Origin of the sequence: Paenibacillus sp. EKM211P, assembly GCF_011066175.1 — a bacterium.
Taxonomy (GTDB): domain Bacteria; phylum Bacillota; class Bacilli; order Paenibacillales; family Paenibacillaceae; genus Paenibacillus; species Paenibacillus polymyxa.
Window position 1 is genome coordinate 157,688 of sequence record NZ_JAAMNS010000002.1, and the last position, 26,504, is coordinate 184,191.

Sequence of the window (26,504 nt, forward strand, 5' to 3'; positions counted from 1 at the left end):
TTCCCCCTCTCCCTATCTATATCACTACAGCTGTACACTCTCTCCAGCTTCTATAAAATACAACCATTTCTCAGCAACCTTTTTGCCTGTAATCTCTTCAATCACACGGGCATACAGCTCCAATTGAAAACGATATTGGTCTGTTAAATGTGACAGCGTACGATATTCGGTTATCCGGTCTGTTTTATAATCCAGCAGCACAAGCCCTTCGGGAGTTTCAAACAAACAGTCAATGATCCCGTTCATCAGCACTTTATCGTCCTGCCCGCTTTCCGTAACTGTCTTCTGTTCTGGCAACACCGCAGGTAAACTGTGGTTCCAGTAATCGGTTGCCCGCATGGTATAAGTAAACGGAAGCTCACGCTGAATACGGGATGAACCCAGCATTCTCTCCCCTAGCTCACTAGAGAAAAACCGTAATATTTTATTCGTATCCAGCGCCTTTGCATGAACATCCAGTAAGATACGTTGATTCAGCAAACGAGCTTTGGTTTCCTCAATAACCTCAGCGCTCATGACTCCATCTAGGGGCACATGCAGCATCAACGTATGATAGACCGTCCCTCGTTCTGTAGGAGTCAGTCGCTGATTCCCCATAAACTTAGGTCTGCGCAAGTGTAATTGACTGCCCCTAGTGTCAGAATCTTCGCGATCCTCTGGTAAGTCTGCTTGTTGGGAGATAGAAGATAGATTCAGCCAATCATCAGATCCTATCTCCTGCATCTCCAGCCATCTTTTCATCTCTGTGACCGATGTATTGGCTGCTGTCTTGCCCGCCCGTTCATACGGGTAGGTCCAGGAAAGAGCCGCAGCAATATCCGTTTCACTTTCTTCGTCTAATTCGATTAGCTCAACATTTCTCAGTGCTTCTGTTTTCTTTTGGCGTTCTTCGGCCGATACCTCTTCTCCACGATCCGAGTTCACACGAGAGCCAGAAAGTGTTTCTGAGGCTACGATTTTAAATAACCAGTCTGCCCCGGGCATGTGTTCCAGTCTGTGATAGTACCCCTCCTGATCCCCTGCCGCTTCCCTCAGCGAAGTTGCAGAAGGATGCCGAATCAATGCAGGACCTACCCAGTCCAGATAGCTGCGACCTGCCGCCAGCATATAGTCTGGCAGTACTGTTTCCGCATGTTCCTTGGCACGTGCCCAACCTGCTGCGCGGGAAGCGAGATCCTTCACGGTTCCGGTCATAATCAGCTTTTCACGCGGACGCGTAAGCGCTACGTATAGCACACGCATTTCTTCAGCCAAAAGCTCCAGCTGTGAGCGTCGACGAATCGCTAAATTAGGCAGCGTAGGGTAGCTAACGCGGTTTTGTTCCTCCACATATTTAGGACCAAATCCCAACTCCTTGTGCATAAGAAACGGCGCATTCAGATCCTGCTGATTGAACATTTTTGCCGTCCCGGCAATAAACACGACAGGAAATTCAAGTCCTTTACTTTTATGAATGGTCATAATGCGGACAGCTTGATCTGGTTCAGTCCCCCCGCTGATGGATCCTAAATCACCGCCTCGCTCCCGCAGACGGGAAATAAAGGTTAGGAATCGAAACAAGCCTCGGTTGGACGTAGAAGTCTCATACTGTCTCGCTCGGTCATATAAAGCCCGTAGGTTGCTTTGACGCTGTGAGCCGCCAGGGAGTCCACCCACCCAATCCAGATATCCTGTTTCCTCCAGCACATTCCAAATCAATACACTTAAGCTGCCTTGTCTGGCTTCCTGCCGCCATGCGTCCAAATTACGCAAAAATGAACGTAGTCGGGTAGACAACGTATTCCCGTCATTCCTATGGACTGGGTCAGGTGAAGATAGCGGGTCCTCAGTGAAAAGATCCATCTCCATAACATCAGCAGAGGTCTCTTTTAAACTCTCCTCAACTTGTTCAGTCTGTGCCGCCGCCAGCAATGCATCATAAAACATTCCATCCGGCTTCTCTAGACGAATTTGTGCCAGTTCATCTTCGGTCAAGCCGACAATTGGCGAACGAAGCACGGATGCAAGCGGGATGTCCTGCTGCGGATTATCAATAATGTGCAGCAGGGACAACATTACCTCAACTTCCGTTGCTTTAAAAAAGCCTGTCGTCTGCTCTCCAGAGGCTGGGATGCCCTCAAGCCGCAATTCTTCCACAATTAAGGGAGCCCATACGCTTGCTGAACGAAGCAATATGACAATATCACCGTAGACTGCTGGACGCATCGCTTTTAATCCCCTGTCATAAATCAACAGTGGCTGTCCAGTATCTCCAGTCAGCTCCTTAATCCGTTGAGCGATTGCACGAGCCTCCAACTGAGCCGTTTCAAGCTCCGCAAGCTCGGCCAGCTCACTTTCCTGTAAAGCCGATTCGTCCCCCGTTTCAGACAACTCCGAAACCTCAGAAAGACCACGCCCGCCTTTATCAACTAACAGCAGCTCAGGTGCGTATGCAGATGTAGCGTCCTGCTCTGTCTTTTCGGGATAGGACGCGCCATGTACGAGCCAGGCTCGCTCATCGTACTCAATTTCCGCCACATCCACACTCATAATCTGGCGGAACACCAAATTAACCGCATCGACAACTTCCTCTCGACTGCGGAAATTACGCGCCAGATCAATCAAAAAGCCATCTTCCTGCTCCTGTATACCGTACCGTTGATACTTATTCAAAAACAGCCCTGGCTCTGCCAGCCGAAACCGATAAATACTCTGTTTCACGTCTCCCACCATAAAACGGTTACCCGGTTCCTCGCGCGATACCAGTCTAACGATATCTTCCTGTACGGTATTCGTATCTTGATACTCATCCAGCAGTACCTCGTCGAACTGCGCCTTGTATTCAAGTGCAGCATCGGAAGGTAACAGCTTGTACGGAGTAGATTCGGGGTGTCTTAATATTTTCAAACAATAATGCTCCAAATCCCCGAAATCCACCAGTCCTTTTGACTGCTTGTGCTGTTGAAATCGTTCCCCGAAAGCAATCACAGTCTCCACCAGTTCGTCCATCAGAGGAGCGGTCGCATGCAGTTCCTCCAAATAAGCTTCTGCTCTCCGACCGAACAGGGAAGCCTTCATATCTGTAATCATTTTTTTGGCAGCCTCGCGCAGCGTCTTAACCCGTTCCTGCAATGCAGGCTCGGTTTGATCTTTTTTAACTGGCTTGAGCTTGCCAAAGGATGCTGCTTGAAATTGATCATACAAGGATGCCCACGGCTGTGTCTCGAGCTCTTGCAGTAATTCCTTCACCATCGCCGTATCCTCTTGCAATGTCATGGCATAGGGTGCAGGACCGCCAGGCTGCATAGCTGTTTCATGCGCCTGTTCCAGCAAACTCGTTGCTCCGCGCAACGAAAGGGCAGCATCCGTCAAAATACTACGAACCCAGGGAGTCTCCCCCAAAGCTGCTACATCCTGTACACGAAATGCTGCTGCCGTCTCGCGCAGCCAATGCTCCGGCCAAGGATGACTTTGAGAAAAATCATACAAACGCTGAACAAGCACATACATGGCATCATCGGTGCGTTCTCCACTAAACCAGTCGACCAGTCTGCGGAATGTGCTGCCTTCATCATGAAGCTCATATTTCTCCTCAAACAGTTCTTCTAAAAGCTCTTGGCGCAGCAATTCTGTTTCATGCTCATTCATAATCCGAAAGCCGGGATCAAGAGGAATGGCCTGATAATGCCTGCGGATGACCTCCATACAAAAAGAATGAAGCGTCGTAATCGAGGCTCGATTCAACAACGATAGCTGGCGACGTACATGTTCACTTTCCGGTTCCTGTTCCAGCACACGTTCCAGCGCTTCGCGTATCCGTTGACGCATTTCTGCGGCTGCAGCCTTCGTAAAGGTCGCCACCAGTAACCGATCTACACTGAAGCCGAGCTGAGGATCAACAATTTTGCGAATAATACGCTCTACGAGCACCGCTGTTTTACCAGACCCCGCCGCTGCCGCAACCAGCATGTTGTTACCGGATTGCGAAATGGCACGCCACTGATCATCGCTCCACATGCTTCCTTCCGGCTTCGGCAAGCCTTTAGCATTTGACGTGCTTATCATTGCTTCATTCCTCCTTTCCCTTCCTGTGTATGACTCAGCAGATCCCAGACCTGATCCTTACCCGGTTTCCCCCATTGGTTGTAACCACTGCCTTCCAGACTGTCGTCAAATTGACAAACAGGCTTAAAAGAACAGAAGGTACATGCCGTTTCTTGCTGGATGCGATAAGGTTCAATGGCAACATCGCCTTCCGTCATCCGTGTGCCAATCGTCCGAATATTGTTGCGCACCGACGCTAACAGGCTATCCCACTGTTCAGGCGAAGCAACGGAAGCACTGCTATAAAAACTGCCGTCTGCTTTCACTGCAACAGGTAAAATAGAGGAATATCCTTTGTCCAATGCTGTATCCATTTGCCCAACTACATCCCGGTCCGCGAGCAATAATCCCTTCATCTTAAAACGTTTCAAGAGCTCCTGACGCGCCTGTTCTGCGCTAAGACCGTTAGGCGATTGCAGCATCGGATTGTGGACGTGAAAATACAGTGTACCCGCCGGATAAGCAGTCTCGCCCAACCATTCCTCCGCCGCATTCAGCAGCACGTCCAGGTAGGTGAGCATTTGCAAAGACAAGCCATAATACACCTCATGCAGCTTAAGATCCTTTTGGCTAGACTTGTAATCGATGACACGCAAAAGCAATCCTTTTTCTCCTTCTGCCACATCCACACGATCAATTCGTCCGACAATTTCCATCACCACGCCGTTATCTAACCGGAAGCTTAAGGGAGGAAGCGGCTGACCCGGTCCGAAGTCCAACTCCAGCCCAATCGGCTCAAAGCTACCTCTCCGTGCATGTTCACCCAAAATTAATGAAGCACGGCTCACAATGTCTTTTAACTTGCGCAAAATATAGCCATACCGCTTGGAGCTCATTAAAATCTCGCCTTGCAGGCGAGGAGCAAGACGCTCCACCGTACTTTCCGCCTCTTGGCGACATTCCTCGGTAGTGAGGCTTCCCCAACTGACATTACGTTCACGCAGATTGATCGCCATCTCACCAAGCGCTGCATGGAATAATTGTCCGATATCCGGAGCCTTCAGACGATACATTTGACGTTCCTTCAAACGAAGACCATGAGAGGCAAAGTGAGAAAATGGACATGCGACAAAACGTTCCATCCGAGATACACTGGTACGCAGCTTGCTGCCATACAGACGGCGGCTCGTTTCCTTCTGCATTTCGGCATGATTCTCGTAAAAAAGTGAGGTCAACAGCTGACGCAACTTGTCCTTCTCACCTCCCTGCTGGCTGGCATACCAGTTATATACCTCCCACCAGGGAGATAAAATATCACCGCCACGCCGCCAATGCCGTAATTGCGCAATGAGCTGCGGCAATGCCTCAGACGGATGGGAAGCATACTCCCATTGCGTCGTCCAAGCGTCTTCAGGCAGAGGGTATCCAGCCAGTGGACGTTCGTTCAGGCCAGGAAACAGTTGCCGCACATGTCGCACTAACTCTGACGGCAGCAATGACTTGCCTTCTTCATCAGTCACTGCATAGCTCATCCACAGGCTTTTACCAGCAGAGGTCAGGGCTGTATAAGCGAGAAACCGTTCGTCCAACAGACGTCTTGTCATATCTGGCGCCAGCTCTACGCCTTGTTCATTTAATGCCGTACGTTCCTGCTCATTGAGCACCCCATCCTCATGGAACACAGCCGGCATTACTCCTTCGTTCATACCTATCACAAAGGCATGTTGAATAGCGGATACACGTGTACGGTCCGTGTTTCCGAACAGTACCTGATCCAGAGCCGGCGGAACAAGCCCCATACGGAACTCAGCTAATCCCGTTTCCAGCACTCCCGCAAACAAAGCAGTATCCAGTCTCTCATCACCCATCATTTCGACGATTTGATCCAGCAGTTCAAGCACCGCCTCCCATACCTGACGGTGCTCCTTCGCCTGCTCGGGATTTCCAGCTTCTTCTGCCTGATGAATGAAGGCGTCCAGCTTGTGACCGATTTCTGCATCCTCCAGCAACAGATATACGGCTTCGCTCTTCTCAAGCGCCGTTCGTGCCTTACCTATACGCTTCTCAAACGCATGCAAAGGCGTCACAATCACATCTCGGCACAACTCCATCAAATCCAGCGTTTCATCCCGTTGACGGTTCCGTTCCTGTTCCTCCAGCTCCAGCGACAAACTGGGCACAGCCTGCCATGCCCGGCCATCTGTCCAACGGCTACCTTGTATGCCGCAGGCCAGCACATAGTTTTCCAGACGGTCCATCTGCTCGCGGCTCACTCGACCGTCCAGCGGCAATAGAAGGTCTGTTTTGACCGCACGAAATACATCCTCGTATCGCCAGCGTCGCTGCACGATATCCAGTGAAGCCCGAATCAATTCCACCAAGGGATGATGAAGTATACTTCTCCGCTGATCCAAAAATACCGGAACTTCATATTGCTTGAATATCGGTTCCACCCATGGCTCATAATCTTCAATATGACGCACAAACAGGGCCATTTCCCGATAACGTGCACCTTCATCGCGGGCCAGGCGGCGCATTTCGCGTACGGCTCCTTCCAGCTCGGCACGACGATTTGCCGCAGCATGCAGTTTTATACCCTTAGGTTCTGTACCTGCCCATTGCTCTCGTAGCTGCTGTAGCCGCAGCCGCTGTTCCTGATTCCGCAGCCCTGTGCGATGTTCGAAATTAGCCTCCAAATACGCCAACGCTGGACGTTCCTTAAACCTAGGCATCGGATCGGGGCGTAATAACTGTGTCTGCGTTTCAATCATCAGCTCCTCTGCCATTCCTTTAAGCTTGACGTAGGTAGCCGCTGAAGGATGAAACAAATCCAGCTCATGTGGAAGCTGTCCGCTATCGTAGCTGCGGTTACAGGTAAGCGCCACTGTCAGCGAGGAGGCGTGCAGCATAAGCTGCTCCACCACCTTGTATTCATGTGGTGTAAACCTCCGGTAGCCATCCATCCAAATGTCTGCTCCGCGCACGAGGGAAGACTGTGCAATCTGTTCTGTCAGCATGCGAAGCGTATCTTCACCATCGATATATTTAAGCGTCAGCTCCCGTTCAAAATCCTCATAGATTAGACTGATATCCTTGAGCTTGCCTCTTAATATCGGAGTGGACTCCCCCGCAGCATGCATTCTATCCAGTTGCTCCGGTACAGACCGAGCATCATTTCCGTACTGCTTTAGCTCTGTGAACAACGTATTCAACCGATCCACAAAACCGAGTTGGTCTCCTGAATCTTTAAATAAACTCAGTTCATCCTTGCGACGACGAATAATTTTATATAAAAGCATCTTCTTGCCTTCTTCTGTTACAGGCACCAGTGCTGAACCCCCTGTTTCCTGCATGACTAAATAGGCAAGACGATGGAATCCCATCACTTGGGCGCGCACCGATCCCTGAATACCGTTTCCGACTTCGGTGAGCAACGCATGCTCTGAAGCAAATGACGATTGCTCAGGCACAAGTAACAGCATAGGCTTACCTAGCGGCTCCTCGCGTAACATAGAGGTCATTTCATTACGGATTAACGTGCTTTTACCACTACCAGAGCGGCCAATCAATAAGCGGACCGACATGATGCCGCCTCCTTTCTAACCAACAACATTCTATTAAACAGTATAGCATATCAGGCAAAGGAGAAAAGAACGTACGTTTGCCATGTTGTAGCAATTGGGCTCTTCTCAAAAACAAAGAGTCCCGCAGGATGGCTTGGTGTAAGCCTTCTCTACAGGACTGATTTATACTAAAAATGAGTTTGTTTTCACCTATTTATCTTTATCGCCTAATAGTAGATTAACTTTGACAAGGGTATGAAATCTACAGCTGTGTCCGGCTGCGCACCTCAAAGATGGCAAATTTCAAATAATGACCTTCCTCCACACCTAAAATTTGGGGATGGTCCTTCCCTGCCGCTCTCCAATCTACCAGTCGGAGGATTTTGCCGGCATCTGCAGCCGCTTCCTTAATCGTGTCCAAAAACAGCTCCGGCCGCATATGGAACGAACAACTCGCCGTTACCAAATAACCGCCCTCATTGACGAGCTTCATTCCGTGAAGGTTGATATCTTTATATCCACGTGTAGCTCCTTTGACAGCACTCTTCGTTTTGGCAAAAGCCGGCGGATCCAGAATAACTACGTCAAAGGTACGTCCGCCACCCGCAGTCAGCGGCTTAGATGTATCTCCTTTACCGCCCGCTCGCGCGGTGCGTTCCTCTACACCTTTAACCTGATTACGTAAATATTGAAAAGCATCGTCGACGACAAACTCGACGCGATCCTCAAAACCGTTCAGCTTCACATTATCCCGAGCACTTTCAATCGCATGTTCAGAAATATCAAGACAAGTTACTTTTTTCGCACCATGTTTACACGCATTGAGCGTAAAGCTACCTGTATGTGAAAAACATTCCAATACAGTTGCACCGTCCCAGAATGGGAATTCAACAACCTTACCACTTTTATTCACAGGCTTTATGACCGTTGTGCCGTCATCCCCTGGGTTTGCAGCTACTTCTTGCAACGTAATTCCGCTACGCGCTCCCCAACCTGTCATCAACGGCGCGATGGCCGCACGATTTTCACGCTGGTCAAAGAAATACCCCGTCTTTTGTCCCTCTTCGATATCGACCTTGATTTGTAAGCCATTTTCCGTCACCACCACATGGCGCGGGCAATCGCCGTACAAAGAACCCTTCGTCTGTTCCAACCCTTCCAGCTCACGGATGGATACATCACTACGCTCATATATACCAACTGGCCCCATTACTTCAACAAGTGCATCTCTGATTTCTTCCCTGCGCCGATCCATGCCAAGCGTTAACAGCTGAACGACCAATACATCACCAAAACGGTCTACAATCAGCCCAGGCAAAAAATCAGCCTCGCCGTACACCAAACGATAAGCGTTTCCTCCGGTCACAAAGCGTTCGCGGTGCTCCAAGCAATTGCGGAAACGTTGGGCAAAGAAGCTTTGGTCCATCACTTCTAGCGGCTCATAGGACATCACACGCACTGTAATTTGTGAAGCAGGATTATAGTAACCTGTCGCCAAATAACGCCCCTGATGGTTCAGGATGCTGACCAAGTCACCAGCTTCTGGATCACCCTCAATCTTGGCTATTTCATTTTTAAACACCCAAGGGTGTGCTTGCTCCAGCCTTTTTTTACGGCTACGCTCTAATATTACTGAAGGCAAAATCCTTCACTCCTATTCTTGGATTACTCAAAGTGTTAAAACATTTTGTTCGATAGGGGCGCGGCTCCACCGATTCATTTGGTCTTACGATCGCTGGCGCTTCTCCAGCTTCAAATGAACCGCTTCGCTACTGCCCGCCTATATATCGACGTCACGCTTTAAAAGCTTGTGAAGATACTACAAAATGTTCGTTCCATAAAAAACTGCTCGGCCATGCTTGTCATGGCTGTCCTAGGTAGATCATAGGCTGTTACATAAGTATTCTCATTTTCGCCTAGAAAAGGGGGGGCTAAAGCCGTGTTTATACATGTTATATTGCCGCTGTGCGGTGGGCTGCTTATTTTTTTAGGTGGAATGAAGCTGATGGAAGCTGCCCTCCGGCATTTGGCCGGCCCCTTCCTTACTCGCTGGCTAAACCGGGCTACGGTTTCCCCTTGGCGGGGTATGTTGTTTAGCTCAGGCATTACCGCCCTACTGCAAAGCAGCACCGCCGTAACGGTGCTGACGATCGGACTAGTCAATGCCGGGCTGTTGACCTACGGCCGCACGCTCGGCATCATTCTTGGTACCAATATTGGTACCTGCCTGACGACCGAGCTGATGGGCCTCCAGCTCGGCAAGCTGGCTACTCCACTGCTATGTGGATCACTGCTATGCTGGGGCACAGCTGTTCTGTGGGGGGAAACGGTCACTGGCCGTCAGTATGCAGCTGCCGGAGCTTCAGCCACCTCCAATGGGCTTAGCCGCCCACAGGCTGTACAATTTATCAGCCTCGTCTTTGCCGGATTTTCGCTGATTCTTGCAGGTATCCGCGTGATGCAAGCCGTTGGCCCCTGGATTGAGCAAGCCGGACTATTCCGCTGGTTTCTTGATCATGCTGCAGCCAACATGTGGTGGGCCTTCGCTGCTGGAGCCTGCCTAACCGCACTGGTTCACAGCAGCGCAGCTGTCATTGGTATGGCGATTAGCCTGGCTGCTGCGGGTGCCTTGCCAGTTGATGTAGGGATCGCCATCGTCATCGGCTCCAATGTGGGCACCTGCGTGACTGCCCTGATTGCCGCTGTTGGCGGCAGCGTGTCCGGCAAATTTGTGGCCTGGTCCCACGTGCTGCTGAACGTAGGCGGGGCATTGCTCTTTATGCCGTTAATCCCCGGGCTGGATATGGCCGCTTCTTGGATATCTACTGAGCCCGGAGCCAAGGTAGCGCATGCCCAAACCCTGTTTAACGTCATCAGTTCTCTGCTTGCCTTGCCCCTCTGCTATTTACCTGCATGGACTCGTATAGAGGAGCAAGTGTCTTCCCATAGGGTTAAACGTTAATTCCTAGCATAGACAGCGCCTTGCTCAGAATGACATCATTGTTGTCATATCCACCCTGACGCTGGAGACGCCATGCTTCTTCGGGCGTATGCCACGCGACGCCTTTGATTTCTTCTATCTGTGCCTGCAAATTCCCATCCAGTGCCTCTACGAGATAATAATGAACTTCCTTGTCCACTTCCCCATATTCAGGGTGCTGGTACGTATAAGCAATCATATCCACATGCTGAATAATCCGCCCGTTCAGCCCTGTTTCCTCACGAATTTCACGTAGAGCAGTTTGTTCGATTGTTTCACCTGGCTCCATTTTGCCTTTAGCCAGAGATGTCTTGCCATATCGGTCGGTGATCAGCTGAATTTCAAGCTGCTCCCCCTGTTTGCGAAACACTACGCCACCTGCGGAAATTTCCTTTTTTGCTGCCATCCTGTAATCTCCTTTCCTTGCGCAACAAGGATTCCGTCCTCTCTGTAGGGAAAGGCGAAATCCTTGTTGGCCATCGCTATTGCCTGTTCAGGCTCTTTTTATTTTACAAAGCTGTTTGCAGCCCGTTCTCCAATACGCGGACCAATTGGCCTTCACTTTCATTAACGCCCGCCTTCGTCAGCTTCACGCGGCACACCTTGCCAACCAGATCCTTATTACCTTCAAACACCAGTTGAATGTAATTGTCACTATAACCATAAAGTATACCGCTATCTTCAGTCCCTTTAGGGGCTACTTCAGGAATAACCTCCAGCACCTGACCAACAAACTTTTCAGCATATGCCAGCTGCATTTGCTCTGACAATGCAATCAGGTCACGCACACGCGCATTTTTCACGTCCTCGTCCACCTGATCCTCCATACGTGCCGCAGGCGTGCCAGTACGCTTGGAATACGGAAACACGTGCATTTCCGAGAAGCCGATTTTTTTCATCAGCTCATAGCCATTACGGAACATTTCGTCCGTTTCTCCAGGGAAGCCGACAATTACGTCTGTTGTAATTGCTACATCTGGCATCGCTTTACGAATCATGAGCATTTTGTTATAAAACTCTTCTGTCGTGTACTTGCGGCGCATCCGTTTCAGCACGGTATCGTCCCCTGCTTGAAGCGGTATGTGGAAATGGCGAACCAGCTTATTGGAGCGTTTCAGTACATCCAGCATTTTTTCATCAATCTGACTAGCTTCAATCGAGCTGATACGGATACGTTCCAGCCCTTCCACTTTCTCCAGGTCCCACAGCAGATCGGACAGGTCATAATTATCCATATCGTCGCCATAACCACCAGTATGGATACCCGTGAGTACGATTTCCTTGTAGCCTGCGTGCACCAGTTGACGCGCCTGTGTAATAATGCTTGCGGCATCACGGCTACGGGATAAGCCCCGCGACCACGGGATAATGCAGAAGGTGCAGAAGTTATTGCAGCCATCCTGAATTTTTAGAAACGCACGGGTATGATGAGCAAAATCAGGCACATCCATTTCCTCAAACACACGGGTCTTCATTATATTACGCACAGCGTTTACAGGTTGACGCGACTCTTGGATCTCCTTCACAAACGGAATAATCTTATCTCGATCCTGCGTACCAATAACAAGATCAACACCTGGAATATCCATAATTTCGGCCGGAGAAGTTTGAGCGTAACAGCCCGTCACTGCCACAATGGCATCTGGATTTCGGCGAATCGCACGACGAATGATCTGACGGCTCTTCTTATCACCGGTATTCGTAACCGTACATGTATTAATTAAATAGACATCAGCAGTCTGCTCGTCAAAATCCACCTGCTCATAACCTTCTTTTTTGAACAGCTGCCAGATCGCTTCTGTATCATAAAAGTTTACTTTACAACCTAATGTGTAAAATGCCACTGATGGCATATTAAACCCCTCCCATTTCTCCTGTCTCATATAAAATGCATGCCAATGCAACCATACCTGCGGTTTCCGCACGTAAAATACGTCTTCCCAGTCCTGTAGACTGTGCCCCGGCCTGCTCAGCCTCTAGGCTTTCCGCTTCAGTAAAGCCGCCTTCCGGGCCCACCACCACCAGCACACGCGGCTTGTCTGTGGACACCCATTGTCCTGCGAAAGGCTGGATTACATCCCGTAGCTGCCGCCCCTGCTCTTTTTCATAACAATAACATATCAAATCATACCCAGCAAAAGAAGCCAGAAGTTCTTTCCACGTCAGGGGTGCGCTAATTTCCGGAATCCGGTTACGATGGCTTTGCTCAGCCGCTTCCTTCACAATCTTGCGCCAACGCTCCAGTCGCTTGCCTTCCTTTTTGGCATCATACTGTACGACCGTACGCTCGGATAAAAACGGTACAAACCCGGTGGCTCCGATTTCTGTGCACTTTTGCATCACCGTCTCCATCTTGTCCCCTTTAGGAAGACTCTGCGCGATGGTGATCTGAACATGCGGTTCAGAGGTCATCTCCAGCGGTTCGATAATCGTCGCCTTCACATGGTCCTGCTCAATCGTATCCAATGCAGCCAGCGCTTCCCTGGATACCCCGTCACTGACTATAATTTTGTCACCACTACGGCCTCGCATGACTTTGGCGATATGTCGCGCGTCCTCACCCGTAACAATTACGTGATCTTCTAGAAATTGCTTTGCCGGAATAAAATAACGCTGCATTCTCTCACACCTATTCTAAAAATAACTATTATCCACTAACGTTCCGTACAAAATCCGATGAAATCACCAAGCACCATCATATCATCTTTTGCGCCTGTATGACCAGTCTGTTCCCTTTTCCGTTTATGTTATACCAATTCTCGTAAAAAAAAGGAGCCCTTAGGCTCCAAACAATCCGGTAATGTAAAAAGAGAACTGTAAAAACTGTATATAAATCATCTGAGACAGCGTGTAAAGAGGTTCAATCGTTACAGCTCGTACTTGCGGAATTACCAGTATAAGCAGAAAAATAAAGATCGACCATTGCTCAAAGTGCTGAAGCTTGCGGCGCACAGGAGTCGGAGCCACGTCCTCCACAATCCGGTAGCCATCGAGTGGAGGCAGTGGGATCAGATTAAAGATAAACAAAAACAAATTTAAATTGATTAGCGCATTGATAAACAAATAGATTGCCTGAGCCACCCGCTGGTTCTCCATTCCCGGCAATACCTGAAAATGAAGAAGCACAGCATAGATCAGTGTAGTCACAAATGCAAGCAGCAGATTGCTCAGCGGACCAGCAGCCGATACAATAATGCCCATAAGGCGCGGGCGGCTAAAATTGTCACGATTGACCGGGACTGGCTTGGCCCAACCAAAGCCTCCGATCAACAGTAACAGCGTACCCAGCAGATCAATATGCACTGCCGGATTTAAAGTCACGCGCCCCAGTAGCTTGGCCGTAGGATCACCAAATTTATTGGCATAATACGCATGCGCAAATTCATGCACCGTAAACGATATGATCACAGCCAACAAGTAAAATGGAAGGACATTTAAATTTACACGAAAAATACTTTGTAAAAAATCCATGCTTACCTCTTTCTCGCCACAAACGCCAGCCAATCTTCATCCCGGTTGATTTCGGTAATCTCAAAGCCAGCTGCTTTCAATGCGGTTTCGACAGCCTCTTCTTTGTTCTTCCAAATTCCTGATGCAATATAAATACCGCCTGGCTGTAGGGCATTATATACATCATCAATGAACAACAAAATGATCTCGGCTAAAATATTAGCTACCACCAGCTTGACTGGCAGTTGAATACCCAGCGTTGGATCGCTTGCATTAAGCACGGAGAGCAAATCGCTTTCTTTAATGGTGATGCGCTCCTCCAGTTCGTTCAAACGCGTATTTTCACGCGCACTGGATACCGCTACCGGGTCAAGATCCAAGGCAAGTACATGCTTTGCTCCCAGCTTTACAGCTCCAATCGCTAAGATACCGGAGCCCGTACCAACATCAATCACTTCTTCTCCACCCTGAATCACGGATTCCAGCGTTCTCAGACAAAGGGACGTCGTCGGATGTGTTCCAGTGCCGAAGGCCATACCCGGATCAAGCTCAATAATTTTTTCATCTTCACTCGCAGGCTCATACTCTTCCCAAGTCGGTTTGATGGTCAAACGATCCGATACACGTAAAGGCTTAAAATATTGCTTCCAGGCATTAGCCCAGTCATCCTCGTGGACCGTTTTCAGCTCATACCGAACCTCGCCAGGGTCAATATCAAAAGTTCTCAATTGTTCAACCCGCGGCTCAATTTGTGCACGCACGCTGTCCATGTCTACTTCTTCGGCAAAATAGCCCTTGATGATCGCTTGTCCTTCAGGAATGTCGTTCAAAGGACGATCGTACCATTGTCCATAAGACGTGTCCCGGGGCTTATTAAGCGAACCGGATTCTTCAATGGAAACCCCTCCCGCACCTGCTTCGTGCAGAAAATTCGAAATCATTTCGACGGCTTCTTCACTTGTATGTATTGTAATTTCATTCCACAACATGGTTTACATTTCCTCCTCATTTCACATGCATACATTACATTGTACTATATACTCGCATAGGAGTTCAAAAAAGCCAGTATGACAAAGACAATATTAGATTATAATGCTAGTTATTGTTACGGCTATCATCTGGTATAAGTCTACTAATGAATAGAACAAAGGAGAAACATAAATAAGACGGGCTATCCCACAAATCACCTTTATAGGTGGGATACCCGTCTTATTGTATTCTACTCGTTGTCGTTTATGATCCGTTGCTGACGGCGGTCAGCTACTTCACTACGTCGGATCGCTTCCAGATCCTCAGCATCTGCCTGCTCTGCGGAGAACTCAACATCTTCGTTTTTGGCAGATTGCATGCGTTTGATTTTCTCGGTTTTGGTCAGCACTTTATCGAACCGTTTGTTTTTAGACATCGGTCACTGCTCCTTCCAAACTTGTCACAGCATTCCACCCGCTTGTTCCACAATCGACATCGCCTGATGATGAATGGATTCGTCCACCACCGCAGTCAACAAAATATCGCGGCCTGTCGGTCCACCTTGTCCTCCATCACTCATGCCACTGGCAGCAGGATCAGCCGCAGCCAGTATCGCTGGAGAAGCATCTGTAAAATCCACGCCCTGTGTGAGTGAGGACAAGCTGCTAATCTGTCCCGAAAACACAGGCAATCCGGCGTTGCCTGTAGACTGCCGCGGATACCGGCTAAAACGATCTATCGACATATCCGTTACCCGGAGAGCTTCCAGTTTTCTCGCGGCTCCCTGTGCTTCCTCAGGACTTTTGAAATACGCCAAAATATTTTTTTCGCCCATCCCGAAATCTCCCTGTGTAGTATTGAGCGCAACTCGTGTTTGAGAACATAGATCGTTACGCTTTGTTATATCCTGCTCATTGGCAAGACTTTATATTCTCCACGAAAGCTTAACGGATACAGACATTGCATTGTCATGAACAGCAGGGCAAGACGGTGAACTAAAGTTTGTGAAGAACATAACTTTTACGGACGTAAAGTAGCAGCCGGAGCTTCACCTGACATGGCTACTCCTGTCTCCCAGGCTGCGTGAATAACAGCATCCCGTACCTTTTGCACCACCTTTGGATTAAAAACATCCGGTATGATATAAGTTTCACTTAGCTCCTCAGGGCAAATTGCATCAGCGATGGCAAGCCCGGCAGCCAGTTTCATCTCCTCGTTAATCGTCTTCGCATGGCAATCCAGAGCGCCCCGGAAAATTCCCGGAAAGCACAACACGTTATTAATCTGATTAGGAAAATCGGAGCGACCGGTAGCAAGCACACGAACATAAGGTGAAGCTATTGCCGGATCAATTTCTGGCTTCGGATTCGCCATGGCGAACACTATAGGATCAGTTGCCATGCTCTGTATGTCTTCCACAGTCAGTATATCTGGACCCGACACACCGATGAACACATCAGCTCCCACAATTACCTCAGATAAGCTTCCACTTAGATTATGCGGGTTAGTCATGTTCGCATACTCTGTCCAATGCGGGTTACTGTATTCCACATCGCGGTGAATGGCTCCTTGCCGATCGACCCCAATCAGATTGCGTACTCCTGCCTTGAGCAGCATGCGCGAGCAAGCCATACCCGCCGCACCGATACCGGCAAAAACTACTTTGACATCTTCCATTTTTTTGCCGCATACCTTTAATGCATTGACCAAACCCGCTAATACCACGACTGCCGTACCATGCTGATCATCATGAAATACTGGAATGTCGAGTTCCTGCTTCAACCGTCTCTCGATCTCAAAACAGCGTGGTGAAGATATATCTTCCAAGTTAATGCCGCCAAAGGCAGGAGCGATCATTTTGACAATTTGAACAATCTCATCAGGGTCCTTCGTATTGAGACAGATTGGGAATGCGTCGACACCTGCAAATTGTTTGAACAGTACTGCCTTCCCCTCCATCACAGGCATAGCTGCCTCCGGCCCGATATCTCCTAATCCAAGTACCGCTGTTCCATCTGAAACGACTGCTACTGTATTTTTTTTGATCGTTAATTGAAACGCTTTGGCTGGATCATTGGCAATTTCCATGCAAATTTGAGCCACACCTGGCGTATAAACTTTGGACAACCCCTCCATCGTTTCAATTCGCTTCTTGGGTAAGGTCTCCATTTTGCCACCTTCGTGTAATTCTCTGATTTCATCTCTTAAACTGCCCATATATTTCTCCATCCTTTCATGACTGTATATGATATGAATTTTATAGCTTGGTCTAAAACTCATCAGCTCCATAATTGTAGTAACAAGGTTGCTAAAATGACGGTGCCTGCTCCACCAATCCGTGTTGCAATTTGGGCAAAAGGCATCAGTTCCATCCGATTGGATGCAGACAGAATGGCTACATCGCCCGTGCCCCCCAATCCGCCGCGACAACTGGTCACCAAGGCAGCTTCTACGGGATACATATGAATCCATTTTCCTGTGAAGTATCCAGTAACAATCAATGCAACCACTACAGATGCACAGGTGATCGCATAAGGAACCGTTAGAATCCCAACTACACTATCTAATGGCACATACAAAATACCTAACCCCACCATCAAGGGCCACGTCAAACTAGCGGTTATACATTTGTACAAATGAAAAGCTCCCTGCTCCAATGTGTTCGGCATGATCTGAATACACTTTATTAATGCGGCCGCCAGAATCATGAGAATCGGCCCTGGAATATGGAGATACGGCTCTAGCAGCTTACCCACAATAAAGAAAGTACAGGCCAACAGCAGACCACCACCCATTAATGGAAAAGAAACGGATTGCCCCAAATTTACCGGAGCTAACTTGTCTTCGTCCTTTTCTAGTTTTAACAACCTTCCGTTACCAGAAGTTTTTGGTTTTTTCTCCGCTAATCTCTTCAAGACGCCTGCACCTATAATTGCAACAATGTTACCGATAATGGCAGCCGGGATAAACTGGGATACGAATTCCGCAGAATCCTTGCCCAGTACCATTCCATACGAAATGGACAACGGTAAAATACCTTCTCCAATCCCACCGGAAATAATCGGAATGATGATGAAAAAAAATGTATGATAAGCACTGTAGCCAAAAGCCATACCCACCACCATACCGACAGCAACAGCAGCAATAGATCCTATGATAATGGGGGCAAAAATTTTGACAATTCCATTCATCAGCATTTTGCGATCCATGCCAAGAATGCTTCCTGTTACTAGACATGCGATGTAAAAATAAAGGAAATTTGAGGTTTTCATAAGCGTGTGCACAGCCCCCATTGCAGATGGACTGAACATATTCCAAAATACCATTAACGATGGAACCATAAGGGATAAAATGGCTGGCCCGCCTATATGTTTGAGCAGTGGAAGTTTGGCCCCTAGATCACTGAGCAGTATACCTAAAATCATGATGACGGCAAACCCGCCCAATAGATCGTTCGGAAGTCTTTCTGTAATTGCAGCCGCATAAACAATTAGCGCAATCACGGCATATAGCGGAAGAGGAATAACTCCCACCTTTATCCTGCCCAGCATCCTAAACCCATCTACAGTATTTTTACTCCATCTTTGCCCCTTTTGCATGACAGGCTGGTTCGTAGCATTTTCCATAAATCTCCCTCCATAAAGTGAAGAATGATGATCATGTTCCCATTCTACACCTTGGAAAACGCTTTATTTGGTTTTAAAACTAAGAACTAACTTTAGTAACTAAAGTAATCAGAAATAGGGCTAAATATAACTATTCATGATTCCTTCTGCCTGCGGCAACACCTGGTATTGGTAAACAGGACGTCCAATGGTACCATATATAGTTTCCATAGAAAGCACTTCAATCTCTGTCATAAAAGCCAGATACTTGCGCATAGACACCCTGGAGATCCCTGCACTCTCCGCAATATCCTCGGTGGAAAACAGAACCTTATGATGCTGCTGGATACAATTCCATATCATAGCCAGCGTGGATTTCGTTATCCCCTTAGGCAACCGTGCCAAGTCTTTAGTCAAGCTTTTATGATAAATCAGTCGGTCCAGCTCCTCCTGCGACAGTAGACTACGCTCACGAACAATACTAATGTGTTCTCGGTACCCGGTAAGGGCCTCTAAAAAACGGTTAAAGTGGAAAGGCTTGATTAAATAATCCACCGCGCCAAAGTTCATCGCTTTTTTGATGCTACTCATGTCACTTGCAGCTGAGATGACAATAACGTCCACATTCACTCCAGCCTCCCGTATAAATGACAGTAAATCGAGGCCATTACTTTCTTGCATATACACATCCAGCAATATCAGATCAATGGCTTGTTCAGCTATATATTTCTTAGCCTCTTCCACCGAAGAAGCCCAACCACCACATTGGAAACCCTCTACCTGCTCCGTATATTTGCGGTTGAATTCCGCAACCATCGGATCATCTTCTACAATCAGGACATTAATCATGTTCATCATTCCCCGCTATAATGTATGGAATCTTAATCTGAAAACAGCACCCCTGCTCGACTGGGATCAACTTTACACTACCTTGTAGCCTTTTCACGCTTTGCGACACTAGGTAAAGTCCCATCCCTCGCGACTCTCCCTTGGTCGAAAAACCTTTTTCAAAAATGGCCTTCCCAAGGCCCTCCGGTATACCTGGACCATTGTCGCACATGATACTGGTCAGACAGCCATTTTTCTGGTTTTCTTCATAATAAAGTGAAAGGGTAATCCGCTTGTGCTCCAGAGATTCCATCGCCTCCACTGCATTATCAAACAGATTGCCAAGAATAGTAATCAGTTCATGAGTCGTTTGAGTTTGACTGGATTCAGGCAAGTAACTACCCGGAGTCAGTTCAAAATTTACCCCTGCCTCTCTGGCCCGGCTTAATTTCCCTAACACAAACCCCGCCATCACTGGGTCCTTAAGCTGCCGAGTAATGGAGCCAATCTCTACTTGATGATGCTCGACAGCATCCATAATATAGTGCTCCAGTTTATCATACATTCGCAAATGCACCATCCCCATAATGACATGCAACTTGTTCATAAATTCATGAGCCTGCGCGCGTAGTGCTTCCGTGTACAGAGAAACTCCTGTCAAACGTTCAGCAAGCTGTTTCATCTCCGTCTTATCCCGAAAGGTTACAATGGCTCCGACAATTTTTCCTTTGACCCGTATCGGAACACTGGTGGTCAGCAAGGTGATCCCACCCAGCTGCATTTCCTCATCCATCAGTGGAGTGCTTACTTCCAAGACCTCTTGTAATCGGAAAGCAGATAAATAAACAGTAATTTCCTGTCCAGAGAATGAGAAATCTTCAATCCCCGCTTGCCTCAGTAGACGGATCGCTTCTGCATTCATCAGCATGATACGACCGCATTCATCCACCGCAATGACGCCTTCCTTGATGGACTGTAACATCGCGCTGCGTTCCTCCAGCAAACGTGCGATTTCCGGCGGCTCCAGACCGACCAGCATATTTTTGATTTTACGGGCCAGCACAACCGCTCCTCCTGTGCCAATCAACATTCCGATCCCAATGGCGATAGCAATAAGACGGGTGTTGCCTTCCTGGGCCCGCTGTACATCCTGCATGGATATACCGACAACAATCGCACCTACCTGTTTTCCCGTCACACTAAACACGGGGGAGAAGGCCCGCATGGACATGCCCAATGTCCCCTTTGCAACGGACACGCTCTCCTGACCATGAAGTGCAGTATACTCGTCCCCTCCGACAAAGGCTTTGCCGATCCTCCTAGCATCCGGGTGGGTTTTACGAATTCCCTTCATATCCATAACCACGACAAATTGGATATGATTCGCCGTTGAGACCTTCTTCACATACTCCTGCATGGAAGGAGAAGAACCTGTCTGTTGCAATTGCTCAATAATAAGCGGTGTATGGGCGAGTGTACGCGCAATGGACATTGCCTTTTCCTCGAGTCCTTTCTCCGTTTCATGCTCAACTCTCTCGGCAAATAACAGTGTTACTGGCAGGAGCACAAGTGCCATAACCAGACATACGAGCAGCGTTATTAGACCTCTAAGCTTTAATAGCGGCTTACCTCGACGCAGACTTGCCCGTATTTTTTCGATGGAACTCACCCCTTTCTAGTTGATAGAAGCTCAATTGTTAACTCTGGTTATACAAAAATGGCTATGTATGTGTTTACGTGAATATAAAAAAAGGGACTATCCCGCAATTGCGGAATAGTCCCTCGGATTCATAATTGAAGCTCCGCGATTTCGACTTTGGCTTAGTCGCCTCGGAAAGCCCGCTTCACACGGTCAAAAAAGGACTGCTCATTCTCATGTGTCTGCTCTCCACTAAGCGAAGAGAACTGACGCAGCAAATCCTTCTGTTCCTCACTCAGCTTGCTAGGCGTTACCACAACTACCTTAATATGCTGGTCACCTTGACCTACGCCGCGCAGTTTTGGTACACCCTTTCCTTTAAGACGGAAATAAGTCCCTGTTTGCGTGCCTGCTGGAACTTTCAGCTTCACTTTCTCGGTCAACGTCGGGATCTCAACTTCATCTCCCAACGCTGCCTGTGAGAACGTCAGCGGAATTTCACAGTAGATATCGTCTCCCTCACGCTCAAAGAAGTCGTGCGACTTCACGCGGAATACGACGTACAGGTCACCTGCCGGTCCTCCGTTGACACCGCCTTCGCCTTCACCGTTGATACGCATTTGTGCGCCGTCGTCCACACCCGCTGGAATGCGGATATGAATTTTACGTTTCTTGCGGACACGGCCTGATCCGCTACAAGTCGTACATTTTTCTTTGATGATTTTACCGGAACCGCCGCAATTGGAGCAGGCGCGTCGGTTAACCATGCGGCCAAACGGTGTATTCTGCACCACTTCTTCCTGTCCACTGCCGTGGCAGACGGAACAGGTCTGTGGTTGAGTGCCCGCTTTGGCTCCTGTACCATGACACGTATCACATGTTTCCGTACGTTCAATTTGAATGTCGGTTTCTTTACCAAACACCGCTTCTTTGAATTCGATTGTCATCGTATATTGAAGATCGTTCCCTCGTTGCGGTGCATTCGGGTCACGTCGACCATTACCGCCACCAAAGAACATATCAAAAATATCACCAAATCCGCCACCGAAGTCGGCACCACCGAAGCCGCCTCCCATGCCCTGATTCGGGTCTACATGACCGTATTGGTCGTATCTTGCCCGCTTCTGACCATCACTGAGGACATCGTAAGCTTCTTTAACTTCTTTGAATTTAGTTTCTGCGTCCGCAGCCTTGTTCACGTCCGGATGATACTGACGCGCAAGCTTACGGTAAGCCTTTTTGACTTCTTCATCCGAAGCGCCTTTTGCGACACCCAGCACCTCATAATAATCACGCTTATCAGCCAATGTTCCACCCCCATGCCTACAACGTGTCTGCACTACATATAAAAGGAAAGCCAAAGGCGCGGGATGACCCGGCTTTGACCTTCCCATCATTTCAAGGCAGTACAACCCGTAATATGCTTATTTATCTTGGAAATAACAGTTACCCTTAGGCTAATTGCTATTTATCAAGGCAGCTACGCTGCTAATTATTGTTCAGTATATCATAACGTACCGGTATACCGTAAAGTTGCCACTACCCGATTCGTTGCTTAGTCTTTCTTCTGATCTTCGTCAACAACTTCATAGTCCGCATCAACTACATTGTCACGGCCTTTGCTGTCTGCTGCTCCGTCTTGAGCTTGCGCTGCTTGAGCAGCTTGCTCATACAATTTCACAGACAATTGCTGAACAATCTCAGTCAGCTCTTCAGTAGCTTTTTTGATGTCTTCCAGGTTATCGGATTCCAGCGTTTTTTGCAGATTTTCTTTAGCTGCATTTGCTTTTTCGACTTCACCTGCATCCGCTTTTTCGCCCAGATCTTTAATCGTTTTGTCTACGGAGTAGATCAGTTGGTCTGCAGCGTTTTTCGCTTCTACCAACTCTTTACGTTTCTTATCTTCTTCCGCATGCAACTCGGCATCCTTCATCATACGTTCTACTTCTTCGTCACTCAAGCCGCTAGAAGAAGTGATCGTAATTTTTTGGCTTTTGCCTGTGCCTTTATCTGTAGCAGATACGTTCACGATACCGTTCGCATCCAGATCGAAAGTAACTTCGATTTGCGGTACACCACGTGGTGCTGGAGGGATATCTCCCAATTGGAAACGGCCCAGTGTTTTGTTGCCTGCTGCCATTTCGCGTTCACCTTGCAGCACGTGAATTTCTACGCTAGGCTGATTGTCGGCATACGTCGAGAATACCTGCGATTTGCTCGTAGGGATTGTCGTGTTACGATCAATCATTTTAGTGAATACGCCACCTGCGGTTTCAATACCGAGGGACAGTGGAGTTACGTCAAGGAGAACGACGTCTTTCACATCACCTGTCAATACACCTGCTTGAACTGCCGCGCCCAAAGCTACCACTTCATCAGGGTTTACACCTTTGTGAGGCTCTTTACCTGTCAGTTTTTTGATTGCTTCTTGTACAGCTGGAATACGTGTGGAGCCGCCGACCAAAACGATTTTATCGATGTCGCTAGCACTCATGCCTGCATCTTTCATCGCTTGACGAGTAGGTCCCAAAGTACGTTCTACCAGACCTGCGGACAATTCTTCAAACTTCGCACGAGTCAGGTTCAACTCCAAATGCTGTGGAACGCCATCAGCTACTGTGATAAACGGCAAGGAAATTGTCGTTGTCAGCACGCCGGACAGTTCTTTTTTCGCTTTTTCTGCTGCATCTTTCAGACGTTGTACAGCTGCTTTATCTTTGCTCAGGTCAATACCTTGATCTTTCTTGAACTCATTTACGAGGTAATCAATAATCACTTGGTCAAAGTCATCGCCACCCAGCTTGTTGTCGCCGCTTGTTGCTTTAACTTCGAAGAAGCCATCGCCCAGTTCCAAAATGGATACGTCGAATGTACCGCCGCCCAAGTCATATACGAGGATGGTTTGGTCTTCGGATTTTTCCATACCATATGCTAATGCAGCTGCTGTTGGCTCATTGACAATCCGCAGAACTTCCAGACCGGCAATTTTACCTGCGTCCTTAGTTGCTTGACGTTGACCATCATTGAAGTAAGCTGGAACAGTGATAACCGCTTGAGAAACCGTTTGGCCCAGGTAAGCTTCAGCGTCAGCTTTCAGCTTTTGCAAAATCATAGCGGAAATTTCCTGTGCGGAATATTCCTTACCGTCGATGTTTTCTTTATGATTTGTACCCATGTGGCGCTTGATGGACATGATTGTACGATCCGGGTTCGTAATTGCTTGGCGTTTTGCCGTTTCCCCTACAGTACGCTCCCCATCTTTTTTGAAACCGACAACGGAAGGGGTTGTGCGCGCGCCTTCCGGATTTGGAATAACGACGGCTTCGCCGCCCTCCATAACAGCCACACAAGAGTTGGTTGTACCTAAGTCAATACCGATTACTTTGCTCATCGGACAATTCCTCCTTCTGTATATACGAGGCCCTCAGGCCAGAATGGTTGAATCAAAAATGATGTAATTCTAATGTATATAGAAAAAGTTACATGCTAACTTTTACCATCGCTGGACGAAGCACCTTGTCCTTCAGCATGTATCCTTTTTGTACCTCTTCAACGACGATGCCTTCATCATGCTCTTCGCTCTCCACCTGCATAATAGCCTGATGGAAATCAGGATTAAACGGTTGTCCCACTGCATTCATGGCCGTCACTCCCTCTGCCTGAAGCACACTCTCAAACTGGCGGAAAATCATTTCCACGCCTTTGGTGAATGACTCAGACTCCGCTCCTTGCGATGCTGTTGCCAGCGCTCGCTCGAAGTTATCCAGAACAGGCACCAACTCGGTAACAAGCTTCATAGACGCATATTTAGCAAGGTCTTCCTTTTCTTTCAGCGTACGGCGGCGAAAATTATCAAAATCCGCCTGTGCGCGCAAAAACCGTTGCTGATGCTCCTCAGCCTCTGCACGAAGTTTTGCCACCTCTGTGTTTTCTTCCTCGGCTTCCAGTGCTGCCGCTTCATTCACCAGCTCGTCCTGCTGGCTCGTTTCGGCGGCTTCCTCTGTGCTTACATTTTGTTGTTTGTCATCTTGGAACGCTTGTTCTTCCTTCAAAATGTTTCACCTCCTTCAAGTTGTAACTCCCCTATAAAAGCACGCAACAATGCACCCGCGCAGGATACAAACCGTATCCCAGCGCGGAACATGTAGGACCGCAACCTATGCGATCTTATTTTATTTAAACCGTTGCGTTAGCATTGCGGTCAAATCCTTAGACAGGATACCCAAAATATTAATAACTCTCGCATACTCCATCCGCGTCGGACCCAATATACCTATAGTACCCAACGCTTCTCCGTCTACTGCATATGTAGCAGTAATCAGGCTGCAATTGGCAAATGCTTCATGATCATTTTCTGTGCCGATGCGGACTTGAATTTCAGGTGCTCCGGCTACAGGAGTCATCAGTTTAAGTAGCGTTGGTGTTTCCTCCAGCAGATCGAGAATATGTTTAACCTTTTCTACATCTTTAAATTCAGGCTGATTCAGCATGTTCGTCGCACCGCTTAAATATAGGCGCTGATCTGATTCATTATCGAGTGCTTTATCCAGCACCTTCATAGCGTCCTCAAAATGAGATACATGCTTCTCCATTTCCTGACCCAGCGCGGTGTAAAGGCGTGATTTAAGCTGATAAATCGGTACACCGACCAGCTTGCTGTTCAGTAAATTCACAACCTTTTCCATCTCGGAGATTGAAATTCCAGGCGGAATATCCACCGTTTTATTCTCCACCTGACCGGTATTGGTCACGATAATCGCCACAGCCGTCGTTTCGTTGAGCGGCAACAGCTGAAAATGACGCAACGAAGTATGAAAAACCTCCGGCCCAAGCAGGATGGAAGTATAATTGGTCATATGGGACAAAATGCCTGATGCATGCTGGATCACTTGCTCCATTACATTCAGCTTTTCGGCGTAAAAGGCTTTTAGTTCCCGCATTTCCATAGGCTTCAGTGTATTTAGCGGCACCAAATGGTCCACATAATAACGATAGCCTTTATGAGACGGGATGCGTCCCGCAGAAGTATGGGGTTGCTCCAGATAGCCCTGTTCCTCCAAATCCGACATTTCATTACGGATTGTGGCTGGGCTGAATCCGACATCCTGCCTTTTGGATATGCTGCGGGAACCCACTGGCTCAGCCGAACGAATGTAGTCATCAATAATCGCATTCAAAATGAGTCTCTGACGTTCGGTTAACAAGCGAATCCCCCCTTGTCATTTATCCATAATAGCATGATTGTTAAATGGAATCATTAGCACTCGTTCGCGATGAGTGCTAACTGATAATACAAAAATACCAAACCGACCTGATCATTGTCAAGTCAGATCAGTATTTTCAATAAACGATATTTATTATATCCATTTTAATTACTATGGCAAAACAGAGGGTTTGCATTTTTTCACGGAAAACCTCATTATTTACCATATCCAAACCATATTTAT

General features: G+C 48.0%; 19 protein-coding genes. 1 reads left to right on the forward strand and 18 read right to left on the reverse strand.

The features are described from left to right. Positions 1-24 precede the first annotated feature (24 nt). The 3 genes from addA to G9G57_RS03760 all read right to left on the reverse strand — a co-directional run bounded on the left by addA (position 25) and on the right by G9G57_RS03760 (position 9,228). Positions 25-4,044 (reverse strand): helicase-exonuclease AddAB subunit AddA, encoded by a 4,020-nt coding sequence (addA, locus tag G9G57_RS03750; protein ID WP_164964489.1) that lies wholly within the window; start codon positions 4,042-4,044, stop codon positions 25-27. Next, entirely contained in the window at positions 4,041-7,607 is a 3,567-nt protein-coding gene (gene addB, locus G9G57_RS03755) for a helicase-exonuclease AddAB subunit AddB (protein ID WP_164964490.1), read from the reverse strand. The genes addA and addB overlap by 4 nt, the downstream gene beginning before the upstream one ends. A 241-nt stretch (positions 7,608-7,848) precedes the next feature. After that, on the reverse strand, positions 7,849-9,228 hold the full coding sequence (locus G9G57_RS03760; RefSeq protein WP_153794752.1) for a class I SAM-dependent rRNA methyltransferase: 1,380 nt from the start codon (positions 9,226-9,228) through the stop codon (positions 7,849-7,851). Positions 9,229-9,525: 297 nt separating this feature from the next. Here G9G57_RS03760 and G9G57_RS03765 point away from each other — a divergent pair, with 297 nt between their 5' ends. After that, positions 9,526-10,548, forward strand: coding sequence for a Na/Pi cotransporter family protein (locus G9G57_RS03765; RefSeq protein ID WP_044785368.1), 1,023 nt, complete (start codon positions 9,526-9,528; stop codon positions 10,546-10,548). Here the strand turns inward: G9G57_RS03765 and G9G57_RS03770 are convergent. From G9G57_RS03770 to hrcA, 15 genes are all read right to left on the reverse strand, one after another. Beyond that, entirely contained in the window at positions 10,538-10,972 is a 435-nt protein-coding gene (locus G9G57_RS03770; protein ID WP_016821604.1) for an NUDIX hydrolase, read from the reverse strand. The genes G9G57_RS03765 and G9G57_RS03770 overlap by 11 nt on opposite strands. A 103-nt stretch (positions 10,973-11,075) precedes the next feature. After that, on the reverse strand, positions 11,076-12,419 hold the full coding sequence (gene mtaB, locus G9G57_RS03775) for a tRNA (N(6)-L-threonylcarbamoyladenosine(37)-C(2))-methylthiotransferase MtaB (protein WP_016821605.1): 1,344 nt from the start codon (positions 12,417-12,419) through the stop codon (positions 11,076-11,078). A gap of 1 nt (position 12,420) precedes the next feature. Next, a complete protein-coding gene (locus G9G57_RS03780) occupies positions 12,421-13,185 on the reverse strand; it encodes a 16S rRNA (uracil(1498)-N(3))-methyltransferase (protein ID WP_044785369.1) in 765 nt (254 codons plus the stop codon). A 159-nt stretch (positions 13,186-13,344) separates the two neighbouring features. Further along, complete coding sequence (locus tag G9G57_RS03785) at positions 13,345-14,037, reverse strand: site-2 protease family protein (RefSeq protein ID WP_016821607.1); 693 nt, start codon at positions 14,035-14,037, stop codon at positions 13,345-13,347. Between the two features lie 2 nt (positions 14,038-14,039). Further along, positions 14,040-15,005 carry a 50S ribosomal protein L11 methyltransferase gene (prmA, locus tag G9G57_RS03790; RefSeq protein ID WP_113049923.1) on the reverse strand — a complete coding sequence of 322 codons (966 nt, stop codon included), beginning with the start codon at positions 15,003-15,005 and terminating at the stop codon, positions 14,040-14,042. A 230-nt stretch (positions 15,006-15,235) separates the two neighbouring features. Then, a complete protein-coding gene (locus tag G9G57_RS03795) occupies positions 15,236-15,421 on the reverse strand; it encodes a YfhD family protein (protein ID WP_016821609.1) in 186 nt (61 codons plus the stop codon). Positions 15,422-15,445: 24 nt separating this feature from the next. Beyond that, the gene (locus G9G57_RS03800) at positions 15,446-15,820 is read right to left on the reverse strand and encodes a hypothetical protein (RefSeq protein ID WP_016821610.1); all 375 of its coding nucleotides are present in this window, start codon (positions 15,818-15,820) and stop codon (positions 15,446-15,448) included. Positions 15,821-16,005: 185 nt separating this feature from the next. Beyond that, positions 16,006-17,202 (reverse strand): NAD(P)-dependent malic enzyme, encoded by a 1,197-nt coding sequence (locus G9G57_RS03805; protein ID WP_019688067.1) that lies wholly within the window; start codon positions 17,200-17,202, stop codon positions 16,006-16,008. A gap of 62 nt (positions 17,203-17,264) precedes the next feature. Next, complete coding sequence (locus tag G9G57_RS03810; protein WP_017428172.1) at positions 17,265-18,611, reverse strand: 2-hydroxycarboxylate transporter family protein; 1,347 nt, start codon at positions 18,609-18,611, stop codon at positions 17,265-17,267. Positions 18,612-18,731: 120 nt separating this feature from the next. After that, on the reverse strand, positions 18,732-19,439 hold the full coding sequence (gene dcuR, locus G9G57_RS03815) for a two-component system response regulator DcuR (RefSeq protein WP_044785372.1): 708 nt from the start codon (positions 19,437-19,439) through the stop codon (positions 18,732-18,734). Continuing rightward, on the reverse strand, positions 19,432-21,087 hold the full coding sequence (gene dcuS, locus G9G57_RS03820) for a DcuS/MalK family sensor histidine kinase (RefSeq protein WP_102998826.1): 1,656 nt from the start codon (positions 21,085-21,087) through the stop codon (positions 19,432-19,434). The genes dcuR and dcuS overlap by 8 nt, the downstream gene beginning before the upstream one ends. A 152-nt stretch (positions 21,088-21,239) precedes the next feature. Then, entirely contained in the window at positions 21,240-22,364 is a 1,125-nt protein-coding gene (gene dnaJ, locus G9G57_RS03825) for a molecular chaperone DnaJ (RefSeq protein WP_016821615.1), read from the reverse strand. A gap of 248 nt (positions 22,365-22,612) precedes the next feature. Then, complete coding sequence (gene dnaK / locus G9G57_RS03830; protein ID WP_013372176.1) at positions 22,613-24,448, reverse strand: molecular chaperone DnaK; 1,836 nt, start codon at positions 24,446-24,448, stop codon at positions 22,613-22,615. 88 nt (positions 24,449-24,536) lie between these two features. Then, positions 24,537-25,109, reverse strand: coding sequence for a nucleotide exchange factor GrpE (grpE, locus tag G9G57_RS03835; protein WP_019688072.1), 573 nt, complete (start codon positions 25,107-25,109; stop codon positions 24,537-24,539). A gap of 120 nt (positions 25,110-25,229) precedes the next feature. Then, positions 25,230-26,261 carry a heat-inducible transcriptional repressor HrcA gene (gene hrcA / locus G9G57_RS03840; RefSeq protein WP_013372178.1) on the reverse strand — a complete coding sequence of 344 codons (1,032 nt, stop codon included), beginning with the start codon at positions 26,259-26,261 and terminating at the stop codon, positions 25,230-25,232. Between the last annotated feature and the right edge of the window lie 243 nt (positions 26,262-26,504).